Source organism: Mesorhizobium sp. M1027 (genome assembly GCF_040318745.1).
Taxonomy (GTDB): domain Bacteria; phylum Pseudomonadota; class Alphaproteobacteria; order Rhizobiales; family Rhizobiaceae; genus Mesorhizobium.
The window spans coordinates 133,033-145,223 of the sequence record NZ_JAMYMW010000012.1 but is presented as its reverse complement, the minus strand read 5'-3'; the positions used below and the strand labels follow the sequence as shown (position 1 = coordinate 145,223).

The window sequence follows — 12,191 nt, the reverse complement described above, 5'->3', positions numbered from 1 at the left end:
TCTTCCGTTGAGACGAATTCGATCGTGGACGAATCCCCGCTCGACATTATATCGGTGCAGCCTGGCGCGTAACTTCAAACAAGGGCATCGGTATGGCTGACCTCGACGTGGGCGATGTTGCGCCGCAATTCGATCTTCCGCGCGACGGCGGCGGTTCACTCAGCCTCGCCGCATTGCTGGGAAAACCCATCGTACTCTATTTCTACCCACAGGACGACACCACAAGCTGCACCAACGAGGCGATCGGCTTTTCGCAGTTGAAGCCGGAGTTCGAAAAGGCCGGCGCTGTCGTCATCGGGCTCTCGCCGGACAGCGCCAAGAAACACGACAAATTCAAGGCGAAATACGATCTGAGCGTCGATCTTGTCGCCGACGAAGAGCGCAAAGTGATCGAGGCTTACCATTTGTGGGTGGAAAAGAAACTCTACGGCCGCACCTATATGGGCGTCGAGCGGGCGACGTTCCTGATCGGCCGCGACGGACGCATCGCCAGGATCTGGCGCAACGTCCGCGTCAAGGGGCACGCCGAAGAGGTGCTGGAGGCGGTTCGCGCGCTTTGAGATCTGCGCCAGGCCGTTGCAATGCGATGCCCGTTTTACGCGAAGACCTTTGCCTTCGTTCGATCCGACAAAACTTTGTTAACCCTAATAATGTGTAATCAGGCTCGTCGTTGGTGTCGTAACGAAAGCTTGGTCCCGTGAACGTAGCCAGTCAGTCAGCGGTCTTCGGCAGACGCAAAGAGCCCCACACGGTCATCATCGCCCGGGGCGACCAGATAAGGCATTTCACCATACGCCCGTGGCTTGCGGCATTTTGCGGCTCGGCGCTGGCGGCGATCGTCATCGGCTACCTGCTGGCGACCTCTTATCTGGTGCTGCGCGACGACCTGATCGGCGCCACGACGGCGCGGCAGGCGCGCATGCAGCAGGCCTACGAAGACCGCATCTCGGCACTGCGCAGCCAGGTCGACCGCATCACCAGCCGCCAGCTACTCGATCAGCAGCTGATGGAAACCAAGGTCAGCGAGTTGCTGGAACGGCAGAGCCAGCTCAGCCTGCGTCACGGCCGCCTCGGGCCGATCCTCGAACGAGCCGAAAACGAGGTCGCAACGCCGCCCGTGCCGACGGCAAAGCCGGACGAACATGCCGACGCGACCGGCAGCATCCAGCCGATGGCCTATTCCGTCGCCAGCCTTGCTGCCCCCCTTGCGGCTCCTGTGGGCGTTGACGACACCAGGCCGTTCTCACTGTGGTCGACCCGCGCCGATCCGCTGCCGAGCGAAAGTGCGGCCGACCGGGCGGACAAGCTCTTCGTTTCGATCAACAACTCGCTGAAGGCCATCGAGAGCCAGCAGCTCACCCGCATCGCCACACTTGCCGACAATGCCTACAAGAGCGCCGACGCGATCTCGCAGGCGCTCGAGGCCGCAGGCCTGCCCGTCGACAGCGAATTCGAAAAGAGCGACGTCGGCGGCCCGCTGATACCACTCGACAGCTCGTTGATCTTCGACAGCAAGGTCAAGGAATTGGACGAGGCTCTTGACGCGCTGGATCATCTTAAAAAGGAAGCGCGGCGGCTGCCGCTCGCCAACCCCGCGCCCGGCCATAGCGTCACCAGCCCGTTCGGCGTGCGCACCGATCCCATCCTCGGCACGGCCGCCTTGCATTCCGGCATGGATTTCAGGGCGCCGGTCGGTATGCCGGCCAAGGTCACGGCAGCCGGCGTGGTCGTCAAGGCCGGCTGGAACGGCGGCTACGGCCGCATGATTGAGGTCGACCACGGCAACGGTTTTGTGACGCGTTACGGGCATCTCAGCGAAATCGACGTCGCCGTCGGACAGAAGCTCGATGCCGGAGACATCATCGGCAAGACCGGCAACAGCGGCCGCTCAACCGGCCCGCATCTGCATTACGAGGTCCGCCACAACGGCGAGGCAATCGATCCGCTACGGTTTCTGACCATCGGCAAGAAGGTCGAGCGGTACCTCTAGGGAGCCGGGCTGCTCCCTTCGGGCTCGGCATGACGCCAGATTCGCTCTGCACGGGCTGGTCAATTTTATTTTTGAATTCCATTTGACTGAATAAATCTTCGGTGCCAGTCTAGCCTCTCTCGGGGGCACAAGGCATGGCACTGCGGGGAACCAATCAGGAGTTCGGGCGGCCATATAATCGGCGTATCGTGCTCGAATCCATCCGCCTTCACGGACCGATTGCCCGCGGCGACATTGCAAGACGCGTCGGGCTCACCGTGCAGACGGTGTCGACTATCGTTCGCGAGCTGGAAGAGCACGGTTACGTGTTGTCGCTCCGCGAAGAGCCCAAGGGGCGCGGCCTGCCACCGGCGACGCTGCGCATCAATCCGGAAGGCGGCTATGCCGTCGGCATCCACGTCACCCCGCTGGGCATCAATGCCGCCCTGATCAACCTAAGCGGCGATGTTATCGAGAGCACCTACCGCGAAGCCCCAAATGCAACGCCCGACCACGCTTTCGAGCTGATCGGCGCCATGGTGCTCGAATTGACGGCATTGCGGCCCGGTGGCCGCGTTCTCGGCATCGGCATGGCGCTGCCCGGACCGTTCGGCGTGGAGTCCATGAGCTTTGTGGGGCCTACCACCATGACCGGCTGGAAGGATGTGGCGCTGCGCGAGCGGCTGGCCGCCTCAACCGGGCTGCCGGCCTTTTTCGAAACCGACATGGCGGCGGCGGCTATCGGCGAGCGCCTCTACGGCCTCGGGACGGCGTATTCCGAATATTACTATCTCTATTTCGGTGTCGGCCTCGGCGGCGTCATGGTGCATGATGGGGCCGCATTGCGCGGCGCCTGGGGAAATGCCGGCGAGATCGGCCACATTCCCGCTGTGCCGGGCGGCGAGCCGTGCCCGTGCGGCAATCGCGGCTGCCTCGAACGGTATCTCTCGCTCGAGGCGCTGCGGCGCCGCAAAATCGCCGACGCCGCGTGGGTGAGCGAGATTGCGCCGATCTTCCGCAACGCCGTCACCATCATCGAAAACCTGTTCGACCCCGAAACCATCATCCTCGGCGGGCTGGCGTCCACCGACCTGCTCGAAAGGCTTGCCGGCGCGGCCGCGCACCTGCCCAATTCGGTCTCGGCGCGAAGCGATCGCACGACGCCCCGCGTCAGCGTCGCACGCGGCGGCCAGCATGCGGTGTTGCGCGGCGCCGCCGCACTTGCCGTTTCGGGGGTGCTTTCGCCGCGCTTCGGCCAGATATTCACCGCCGAACGCGAACGCGGTCGGGATCTCTTGCATAACAAGGGGATCGCGGCATGAGTGAACCGCTGCTGGTGCTCGACAACGTCGCCAAGAATTACGGCGCCATCGAAGCGCTGAAAGGCATCAGCTTTTCGATCGGCAAGGGCGAAGTGGTGGCGCTTCTGGGCGACAACGGCGCCGGCAAATCGACGCTGGTCAAGATCATTGCCGGCGGCCTCGAGCCGACCTCCGGCCGCATGCTGTTCGAAGGCAAGGAATTCTTGGCCAAATCTCCCGCCGAGGCCAAGGCCGCTGGGATCGAGACGGTCTACCAGGACCTGTCGCTTTGCACCAACGTCGACGTGGTCGCCAATTTCTTCATGGGCCGCGAGATCACCAGGAAGGTTCTCGGCATTCCGGTACTCGACGAGCGCGCGATGGAGCAGGTGGTACAAAGGGCACTGGCCAGCGCCGGCACCCGCATTCCCTCGCTTCGCACCAATGTCGAGCATCTTTCCGGCGGCCAGCGGCAGGCCATCGAGCTCAATCGGTTCGTGCATTTTGGCGGCAAGCTGGTGCTTCTCGACGAGCCGTTCGCGGCGCTCGGCGTCGAGCAGACGCGGCGCGGCCTCGACATGATACGCCAGGTGGCGAGCCAGGGCATCGGCGTCGTCATCATCACCCATATCATGCAACAGGCCTTCCAGGTCGCCGACCGGATCGTTGTGATCCGGCAAGGTGTCGTGGCTGGCGACGTCGCACGCAACAAAACAAGTCCCGACGCGGTGATCAACATGATCACCGGAGAGACGCTCGCCGGTGCCGGACCGGCGAACTGAGGGACAAATGAGGGGTCCGGCGCAAGAGGAGCGAACGACATGAAGAAAATACTTCTTTCCGTCTTCGGTATCCTGGCACTGGCCTTTGCCACGCTCACGCCGGCATTCGCTCAGTCGAAGGGCACCGTCTACTACATGGTGCCGACATTGCTCGATGAGTTCCAGACCGGCTCGGTGAGCGCGCTGGAACTGTTCCTGAAGCAGGTCGGTTACGAGATGAAGACGCTGAACGCGGACAACAAGACCGACGCGCAGCAATCGCAGATGAACGACGTCATCGCGCTGAAGCCGGCGGCGATCATCCTTGCCGCCGTCGATTTCAATGCGCTGAAGCCGTCGGTCGAGGCGGCCCGTGCCGCCGGCATCCCGGTCGTCGAGTTCGACCGCCAGATAACCTCGACCCCGTCCGACTTCACCTCGGTGGCCGGAACCGTCGAGATCGGCTACGTCGCCGCCGATCAGGCGCAAAAGCTCCTGACCGCGAAAAACGGCTCGGTGAAGGGCAAGATCCTGCAGGTGCTTGGCGATCCGGGCGACCCCTACACGCTCGACATCCAGAAGGGTTTCGAGGAGAAGATGAAGGCGTTCCCGGACGTCAAGATCATCTCGCTGCCGGCCATGCAATGGGAGGCCAGTAACGCTGGCACCATCGTTGCCGACCAGATGCTCGCCAACCCCGACATCGACCTGATCTTCAGCCATGCGGCGCATCTTTCGGTCGCCGCCGTTGCCTCGCTCGAGGCCGCCGGCAAGAAACCGGGCGACGTCATGCTGATGAGCTCGAACGGCGCTCCGGTCGGCCTCGACCTGATCCGCAAGGGCTGGCTCAATGTCGAAGTCGAGCAGCCGCTCTACGCTCAGGCCGCGGCGGTCGCGATGTTCATGGACAAGGTGGTCAACAAGCAGGAGATCAAGCCAGGCGAATATGATGTGCTTGGCCTGAAATCGACCCTGACCAAGGAAGCGTGGGGGCCGAACATCAAGATCCCCGGCGCTGCGATCACCAAGGAAAACGTCGATAACCCGGCCTTCTGGGGCAACATGAAGCCGCCGACCGAAACCATAAAGCCGGTCGAATAGCGAACTCACCAGAAGCTCCGGGCCATGCCGGCCCGGAGCCCAGCCCTGCAGCCGCGGTGCGTTCGAACGGACGCGCACGGGAATGCTGCAGCAATTTTCAACCGCGCCTGATAGTCCGAAAACCGAATGGTTTTCGGCGTCGGCGCCAACCGGACCCTGAGATGAACCCCCGCACGCGCCAAACCCTCGAGTTCATCCTCGACAATCTCGTCTGGTTCATGCTGGTCTTCGTGCTGGTGGTCTTTTCCATCCTTATCCCGAACTATTTTCAGCTCGGCATCTTCGCCAACATCATCGAGGCGTCGAGCGTGCTCGGCGTCATGTCGATTGGCTTGGCGCTGGTCATCATCGCCGGCCATATGGACCTGTCTGTCGAATCGGTGGCGGCGCTCAGCGCCATGGCGGTCGGCATTCTGTTCTGCTCGTCGGGCATCGGCCTTGGCATCCAGTTGCAGCCGCAATGGCTGATGGTTCCGGTTTCGCTGCTCATCGCCCTTGCCGTCGGCGGCCTCATCGGCGTCATCAACGGCTACCTGGTGGTCAAGGTGAAGATGAGTGCCTTCATCATCACGCTGGCCTCCTACATCTGGGTGCGCGGCCTGGTGCTGGTCATTTCCGGCGGCCGCTCGGCACAGGACCTTGCGCCGGCAATCCGCTGGTTCGCCATCCAGCGCCTGGGCGGCCTGCCGCTGACCGCCTGGATCGCCATCGCCTGTTTCATCGTCTTCTCGCTGATCATGGCCAAGACGCCCTTCGGCCGGCACCTGGTCATGATCGGCGGCAACGAGACTGCGACCTTTCGCGCCGGCATCCGCGTCAACCGCAACCTGGTCATAGCCTTCGTTCTCGCCGGCGCCATTGCCGGTCTTGCTGGCTGGCTGCTGGCAATCCGCACCTCCGGCGCAACCGCCAATCTCGGCGTCGGCCTGTTGTTCAATGCCTTCGCCGCGGTCGTCATCGGCGGCGTCAGCCTGAAGGGCGGCGTCGGCACCTTGCCCGGCGTCTATGCCGGCGTGCTGCTGCTCTCCGCCATCAACACAGCGATCAATTTGATGGGCCTGCCGGCCAACTTCACCCAGGTGATCCACGGCCTGCTGGTGCTCGCCGCCGTGCTGCTCGACGCATTCAAGCAGACCATTCGCCAGAGGCTGGCATGACCGGCCGTCTGGAAGATAAGGTCGCGCTGGTCGTCGGAAGCGCACGCGGGATCGGCAAGGCGATCGCACAGCGCTTTGCCGAGGAGGGCGCGAAGCTGGTCCTGGCCGATACCGAGGTTGAGGCCGGGCAAGCGACTGCGGACGAGCTTGGCGCCGCCTTCATTCGCACCGACATCTCGGAGATGGCCGATGCCGAGGCTGCTGTTGCACTGGCGCTCGACCGTCACGGCCGGCTCGACATCATGGTACAGAATGCGGGAATCTATCCCTGGCAATTGCTGGAAAACACGAGTCCCGACGATTGGGACCGGGTCATGGCGGTGAACTTGCGTGGCAGCTTCATCGCCGCACGCGCGGCGCTGGTGCCGATGAAGGCACAGCATTTTGGCCGCATGCTGTTCACCTCCTCCATCACCGGCCCGCACGTCACCAGCCCCGGTCATGGCCACTATTCGGCGACCAAGGCCGGTATCAACGGCCTCATCCGTTCGGCGGCTCTCGAATTCTCGGGGTACGGCATCACCGTGAACGGCGTCGAGCCCGGCAACATCCTCACCGAAGGCATAGAGCAGCATCGCGGTGCGGCCTTCATCAAGAACATGGAAGACGCCATCCCGCTCGGCCGTCTCGGCAGCCCACGCGATGTGGCCAATGCCTTCCTGTTCCTGGCCTCGGATGACGCCGGCTACATCACCGGCACGACCATCATCGTCGACGGCGGGCAGCTTTTGCCCGAGGGCAAGGATTTCCGGCTGCTACCGCCATGATCCTCGATTTCGGCGGCGGTTTCTTCCTGCGCCGGGCGACCGCCGCCGATCATCCGGCACTTGCGATGATCTGTCTCAAGACCGGCGATGCTGGCAAGGACGCCAGCGGCCGACAGGACGACCCGGACCTGCTCGGCCTGCTCTACACCATTCCCTACCAGGCCCTCGAACCCGATCTGGCCTTTATTATCGATAGCCCGACAGGTGCGGCCGGCTATCTGCTTGGCGCAGCCGAAACAGCCGCTTTCAATGCCAGCCTGGCATCAGACTGGTACCCGGACCTACAGCGGCGCGTGGCAGACCCGGGACCCGACAGCTCACGCTGGCGTGGCAGCGACTGGGCGCGGCACCGGGTCCATCATCCCGATTTCGCTGTTTCGCCTGCGCTGGCGGCCTACCCGTCGCATGGCCATATCGACCTGTTGCCGCAAGCGCGCGGGAAAGGCATCGGCAGGCGCGCGATGGCCTTCCTCGAGCAGCGCCTTGCCGCGAGCGGCTCGACCGGCATTCACCTCGAAGTGATGCCGGAGAACGATGGTGCGCTAAAGTTCTATAAGGCGATTGGATTTGAGGTCGTGCAGGACGCTGATTCATCGAAGCATTGTGTTTATGTGGCGAAACTGATTGCTCACGCTCCGGCGAGTGCACGCTGATCTGCGACAAGCCAATCGCCTAAGTTGCAAAGAACCGGGAGGCCAATGGAAGTACAATGCTGCCGTTCTGCAGCAGCCAGTTGCCCCGTGTGAACACCTTTGCCGCGGGAACGAAACCTTCCTCGCGTGGTCCACCGCAGACACGAAAGTTACCAGCATCAACACAGTGCGGGGCTAATTCGAGTGTTGGCGGAGCGGCTACTAGTTCACTGTGGGCGGCAGGGGAACATTCGCGACCGTTTCCCCGGCCACGATCGAGAACACATAAAGCAGATAGATCGCTAACACCAACAGCGCGAGGAATGAGCCGCTGGCCAAGATTCCCGCAATCGTGGCGCGGCGATACGGTTCGCCTTTTTCCTTCTTGAAGGTGTCTTCTGCGCTACGGGTTGTCTCCACAACCCGTTCGCCCGGAAGCCGGTTTCCTTCGGCCTCCTTAGATATCTTATCGGCGAGATCTCCTGCGATCACCGCATCATCCGGAAGATGACTCGCAAGCCATCCAGGAATATTTTCGCGCCCACCCATGCCCATGTGCAGTAAGATTTTAGCTTTCTTTTGTGCTCCCTTAAATTACTGTAAGCTTTAACTTTCGGCAATCGTTTGCCACCCAGGGAGCCAGCAGATCAGACTTAGGTCCCACGGGAAAGACAGTTCGATCAGACCAAAGTCCTACTGTCTATGCGCGCACCCCGGACCGCGAAGCGTTTGGGAGCGGAGATACCGCAACAATCACGAAACCGCCAGTTGCGTCGATTGCTGGTTTGTTTGCCGGGACAACTCAGTATCGAAGGGTCCATGTGCACTGCGGCGGGACCTTACCGTCGACCGACCACGTGCCTGTTAGCCAATCTCGATACCATCACTCTCGAGAGGCCTGCCCTGGCTCTGCGACCTCTTCAGCAGTGAATGTGACGCCTCGATCAGCCGACGCGATAGGGCGATCGTGTAGCGAAGCTCTTCAATCAGCGCGGTTCCGTGTTCAGTGGCCTGACGAGCACGTGCTACTTGGTTATTGTCGGGCTTCCGAGGGAATTCTTTCACGCTCCGACCTCCAAACCATGCCGACATTATCGCGAAGACCAGTGCCTGGCAACGAAGAAGCCCGCCGCCTCTTTCCGATGCGGCGGGGCGATCAAGGAGAAATGATAAGATGCCAGATAGTTGCGTCTACCAACCGCCAGTTGGACGATTCTCCGACGGTGCAGGCGTGTGAACCGGACATTGCAAAAAGACAATGCCTGAATGAACACGTCGATGGAAAGTGGTGGGCGATGACGGGCTCGAACCGCCGACATCTTCGGTGTAAACGAAGCGCTCTACCAACTGAGCTAATCGCCCGCTCCGGGCCGGACCTTTAAGCAGTTAGGACCGGCTTCGCAAGGCCAAATGAACGGCGAGTGGCTTGGCCGGGAGTCGGTTTCGGCAACAAAGTTCGGCTTGTCAAAAAACCTTCTCCTGTTTGCTGTTATGCTGTCCGGGTCCGCTTGACACCCGGTGGCTTACCCCTTATCCACCGCCCCAACGACGAACACGGCTGACACGTGCTCGTCCATGCGCGGGTGTAGCTCAGTTGGTTAGAGTGCCGGCCTGTCACGCCGGAGGTCGCGGGTTCGAGCCCCGTCACTCGCGCCATTTCTCCTTAGGGCCACGTGCCCTTGATGTCGGAGAAATGTCGACGTTGATTTGTCAAAAATCATCTTCTTTCGTGACCCAGTCCAGGTCCATTCCTTTCGAATTCTGGCATTGATCCTCATCCATCGACCTGCCCGCCTGTTTGTGGTCAAGCCAGAAGACAATAGCTTCTCGGACAAGAGCCGGGTCTAACCCATTCGCTCCCGCTCACAGTCTCATCCCGCAGCGCCGGGCTTCACCCCTTGGCGAGCAGTGCCTCGACTTCCTGCAGCGTCGGCATGGACGGCGCGGTGCCCGGGCGCGTGACCGAGATGCCGGCGACGGCGCAGGCGAAGCGCACCGCCTGCAGGGGTTCGATCCCGCTCGACAGCGCGGCGGCCAGGCCGCCATTGAAGGCGTCGCCCGCGCCGGTGGTCTCGATGACCGGGCCGGCGGCGACCGCTGCGACATGCTCGGAACGGTCGGCCGTGTGCAGCAGCGCGCCCTTTTCGCCGAGCGTCACGACGACAGCGCCCACGCCCTTCTCAAGCAGGCTGTCGGCGGCACGGCGGGCATCGTCGATGGAGGACACCTTGATGCCGGTCAGTTCCTCGGCCTCAGTCTCGTTCGGCGTCACATAGTCGCAAAGTGTATAGATGCGGTCCGGAAGCTTGGCCGCCGGCGCCGGGTTGAGAATGGTGGTCACCCCTGCCCCGCGCGCGATCTCCAGCGCCCGCATCGCCGCCTCGATCGGCTGCTCAAGCTGGGTGACGAAGACGCCGGCCGCGCGGATCAGGCCGGCATTTGCCTCGATATCGGCGGGCGTGATCAGCATCGCCGCACCGGGGCTGACGATGATCGCGTTGTTGCCGCTCGTCTCCTCGATGAAGATATAGGCGGCACCGGTGTAGCTTTCCGGCGTGTCGATGACGGCGCTCTTCACTCCGGCCTGCGACCAGGTCTGTCTCGCCATATCGGCAAAGGGGTCGGCCCCGAGGCGGGTCAGGAAGGTGACATCGGCACCGAGCCGGCCGGCTGCCACCGCCTGGTTCGAGCCCTTGCCGCCGGGGCCGAGCGTGAAGGACGTGCCCAGGATCGTCTCGCCCATCCGCGGCTGGCGGGCGGCGCGGTAGGCCGTGTCGGCGACGAAGACGCCCAATATGACAACCGGCTTCATGACGATCGGTTTCGCCGGCATGCCCCTACTCCGCATCCGGTGGCACGACGCCCTTTCGGAAGGCAAAACAGCCATAGAAGCGGCGCTCGCCGGTCTGGATGACGCAATAGGCCTTCTTGGCGCGTTCGTAGAAGGCGTAGCGCTCGACCGAGATCATCGGCCAGGCCTTGCCCTCGGCGGCATCGACCTCTTTTTGCACTTCCTGCTGCACGGCGGGAATGTCGTCCGGCTTGCCGACGATCTCCATGCGCGCGGCCGCGTCGTCGACGAAGGTGTCCAGCGGATAGAGCGAAAGTACCGCCTTGACCACGTCGGCCGCCGACGCATCGATGCGCAGCAACCGGCCAAGCACGGTCTGGCGCGCCACCGAATCGGACGGGAAATTGGTGTCGGCGATAATCAGATCGTCGCCGTGGCCCATCGCCCGCAGCGCCTGCAGCACATCGGCATTGAGCAGGGGATTGATTCCTTTGAGCATGGTATTCCTCGCGAAGTTTGCTGGGCGAAATCAGAGACGCTTTCCGGTCGCTGCGTCGAAGAGATGCACCTGGTCGAGCCGCGGTTTCAGGTGCAGTGTGTCGCCCGGCTTGAAGTCGTGGCGCTCACGAAACAGCGCCACCATCTCGCCCTCGCCGAAGCGCAGGAACACCAAAGTCTCGGAACCGGTCGGCTCGACCACCGAAATCTTCGCCGGAACACCATCTGGATGGATTTCGAGATGCTCGGGCCGCACGCCGTAGACGACATTGCGGCCATCTTCCACGGCACTCTTGGCAGCAATCGGGAACCGCGTCCCGGCGATCTCGACGACGGGCTTGTCGCCTTTGCGCACGACGCCCTTGAGCAGGTTCATCGAGGGCGAGCCGATGAAGCCGGCGACAAACAGGTTGGCCGGCCGGTCGAACAATTCCAGCGGCGCGCCGACCTGCTCGATGCGACCGTCGCGCATCACCACGATCTTGTCGGCCATGGTCATGGCCTCGATCTGGTCGTGAGTGACGTAGATGGTGGTGGTCTTCAGTCGTTGGTGCAGTTCCTTGATCTCGGTGCGCATCTGGACACGCAGCTTGGCATCGAGATTGGAGAGCGGCTCGTCGAACAGGAACACCTGCGGGTTGCGCACGATGGCGCGGCCCATGGCGACGCGCTGGCGCTGGCCGCCCGAGAGCTGGCGCGGATAGCGCTTGAGGTAGGGATTGAGGTCGAGGATGTCGGCGGCCCGTTTGACCCGCTCAGTGACCACCGCCGGGTCGGTTTTGCGCAGCTTGAGAGCAAAGGCCATATTCTGCTCGACCGTCTTGTGCGGATAGAGCGCGTAGTTCTGGAACACCATGGCAATGTCGCGCTTGGCCGGCGGCAAATGGTTGACGACGCGCTCGCCGATGGCGATGGTGCCGCCGGAGACTGTTTCCAGCCCCGCTACCATCCTCAGCAACGTGGATTTGCCGCAGCCGGAAGGCCCGACCAGTACCACGAACTGCCCGTCGGCGATGTCGACGCTGACATCGTGCAGAACCTTGACGGTTCCGAACGCCTTGGCCACATTGCGGATCGCGACTTGAGCCATCATTCCCCCTTCATTTGCCGTGAAGCTAAACAACGCAAACGGCGAGGGCAAGTCAGTCTCTTATAGATAAAAAACCCATTCACGTTGACACCGCACTTCGTTGTGCGAATAGTGACAACTGCCC

12 protein-coding genes and 2 tRNA genes are annotated in these 12,191 nt (G+C 62.5%); 9 read left to right on the top strand and 5 right to left on the bottom strand.

The window, feature by feature from the left end; genetic code table 11:
- Nucleotides 1-92: 92 nt before the first annotated feature.
- The 8 genes from NKH50_RS22670 (at nucleotide 93) to NKH50_RS22635 (ending at nucleotide 7,709) form a co-directional block, all read left to right on the top strand.
- Nucleotides 93-560, top strand: a complete 468-nt coding sequence (locus NKH50_RS22670) for a peroxiredoxin (protein ID WP_352649106.1) — start codon at nucleotides 93-95, stop codon at nucleotides 558-560.
- A gap of 137 nt (nucleotides 561-697) precedes the next feature.
- Complete coding sequence (locus tag NKH50_RS22665; protein ID WP_352881094.1) at nucleotides 698-1,990, top strand: M23 family metallopeptidase; 1,293 nt, start codon at nucleotides 698-700, stop codon at nucleotides 1,988-1,990.
- A gap of 134 nt (nucleotides 1,991-2,124) precedes the next feature.
- The gene (locus NKH50_RS22660) at nucleotides 2,125-3,291 is read left to right on the top strand and encodes an ROK family transcriptional regulator (protein ID WP_352477331.1); all 1,167 of its coding nucleotides are present in this window, start codon (nucleotides 2,125-2,127) and stop codon (nucleotides 3,289-3,291) included.
- Complete coding sequence (locus NKH50_RS22655) at nucleotides 3,288-4,052, top strand: ATP-binding cassette domain-containing protein (RefSeq protein WP_254817614.1); 765 nt, start codon at nucleotides 3,288-3,290, stop codon at nucleotides 4,050-4,052. Before NKH50_RS22660 ends, NKH50_RS22655 begins: the two co-directional genes overlap by 4 nt.
- A gap of 39 nt (nucleotides 4,053-4,091) precedes the next feature.
- Complete coding sequence (locus tag NKH50_RS22650; RefSeq protein ID WP_254817613.1) at nucleotides 4,092-5,132, top strand: sugar ABC transporter substrate-binding protein; 1,041 nt, start codon at nucleotides 4,092-4,094, stop codon at nucleotides 5,130-5,132.
- Nucleotides 5,133-5,293: 161 nt separating this feature from the next.
- Complete coding sequence (locus NKH50_RS22645) at nucleotides 5,294-6,289, top strand: ABC transporter permease (protein ID WP_254817612.1); 996 nt, start codon at nucleotides 5,294-5,296, stop codon at nucleotides 6,287-6,289.
- Entirely contained in the window at nucleotides 6,286-7,056 is a 771-nt protein-coding gene (locus NKH50_RS22640; RefSeq protein ID WP_352881090.1) for an SDR family oxidoreductase, read from the top strand. Before NKH50_RS22645 ends, NKH50_RS22640 begins: the two co-directional genes overlap by 4 nt.
- Nucleotides 7,053-7,709, top strand: coding sequence for a GNAT family N-acetyltransferase (locus tag NKH50_RS22635; protein WP_352881088.1), 657 nt, complete (start codon nucleotides 7,053-7,055; stop codon nucleotides 7,707-7,709). The genes NKH50_RS22640 and NKH50_RS22635 overlap by 4 nt, the downstream gene beginning before the upstream one ends.
- A 201-nt stretch (nucleotides 7,710-7,910) precedes the next feature.
- On the opposite strand, the gene NKH50_RS22630 is transcribed toward NKH50_RS22635, so the two are convergent.
- Entirely contained in the window at nucleotides 7,911-8,237 is a 327-nt protein-coding gene (locus NKH50_RS22630) for a hypothetical protein (protein WP_254817609.1), read from the bottom strand.
- Between the two features lie 737 nt (nucleotides 8,238-8,974).
- Nucleotides 8,975-9,050 (bottom strand) — tRNA-Val (locus NKH50_RS22625).
- Nucleotides 9,051-9,267: 217 nt separating this feature from the next.
- Between NKH50_RS22625 and NKH50_RS22620 the strand changes: the two genes are divergently transcribed.
- Nucleotides 9,268-9,344 (top strand) — tRNA-Asp (locus NKH50_RS22620).
- Nucleotides 9,345-9,579: 235 nt separating this feature from the next.
- Here the strand turns inward: NKH50_RS22620 and rbsK are convergent.
- From rbsK to NKH50_RS22605, 3 genes are read right to left on the bottom strand one after another with little or no spacing between them, the layout of a single operon-like run.
- Nucleotides 9,580-10,521: a ribokinase gene (rbsK, locus tag NKH50_RS22615; RefSeq protein WP_352506461.1), complete on the bottom strand. Its 942-nt coding sequence runs from the start codon at nucleotides 10,519-10,521 to the stop codon at nucleotides 9,580-9,582.
- Between the two features lie 4 nt (nucleotides 10,522-10,525).
- Nucleotides 10,526-10,978 carry an RbsD/FucU family protein gene (locus NKH50_RS22610; protein WP_352881085.1) on the bottom strand — a complete coding sequence of 151 codons (453 nt, stop codon included), beginning with the start codon at nucleotides 10,976-10,978 and terminating at the stop codon, nucleotides 10,526-10,528.
- Nucleotides 10,979-11,008: 30 nt separating this feature from the next.
- A complete protein-coding gene (locus NKH50_RS22605) occupies nucleotides 11,009-12,067 on the bottom strand; it encodes an ABC transporter ATP-binding protein (protein ID WP_352881083.1) in 1,059 nt (352 codons plus the stop codon).
- Between the last annotated feature and the right edge of the window lie 124 nt (nucleotides 12,068-12,191).

Coding starts and splice junctions, on each gene's coding strand:
- NKH50_RS22670 (WP_352649106.1), top strand. CDS start 93: ATGGCTGACCTCGACGTGGGCGATGTTGCGCCGCAATTCGATCTTCCG.
- NKH50_RS22660 (WP_352477331.1), top strand. CDS start 2,125: ATGGCACTGCGGGGAACCAATCAGGAGTTCGGGCGGCCATATAATCGG.
- NKH50_RS22655 (WP_254817614.1), top strand. CDS start 3,288: ATGAGTGAACCGCTGCTGGTGCTCGACAACGTCGCCAAGAATTACGGC.
- NKH50_RS22650 (WP_254817613.1), top strand. CDS start 4,092: ATGAAGAAAATACTTCTTTCCGTCTTCGGTATCCTGGCACTGGCCTTT.
- NKH50_RS22645 (WP_254817612.1), top strand. CDS start 5,294: ATGAACCCCCGCACGCGCCAAACCCTCGAGTTCATCCTCGACAATCTC.
- NKH50_RS22640 (WP_352881090.1), top strand. CDS start 6,286: ATGACCGGCCGTCTGGAAGATAAGGTCGCGCTGGTCGTCGGAAGCGCA.
- NKH50_RS22635 (WP_352881088.1), top strand. CDS start 7,053: ATGATCCTCGATTTCGGCGGCGGTTTCTTCCTGCGCCGGGCGACCGCC.
- NKH50_RS22630 (WP_254817609.1), bottom strand. CDS start 8,237: ATGGGTGGGCGCGAAAATATTCCTGGATGGCTTGCGAGTCATCTTCCG.
- rbsK (WP_352506461.1), bottom strand. CDS start 10,521: ATGCCGGCGAAACCGATCGTCATGAAGCCGGTTGTCATATTGGGCGTC.
- NKH50_RS22610 (WP_352881085.1), bottom strand. CDS start 10,978: ATGCTCAAAGGAATCAATCCCCTGCTCAATGCCGATGTGCTGCAGGCG.
- NKH50_RS22605 (WP_352881083.1), bottom strand. CDS start 12,067: ATGGCTCAAGTCGCGATCCGCAATGTGGCCAAGGCGTTCGGAACCGTC.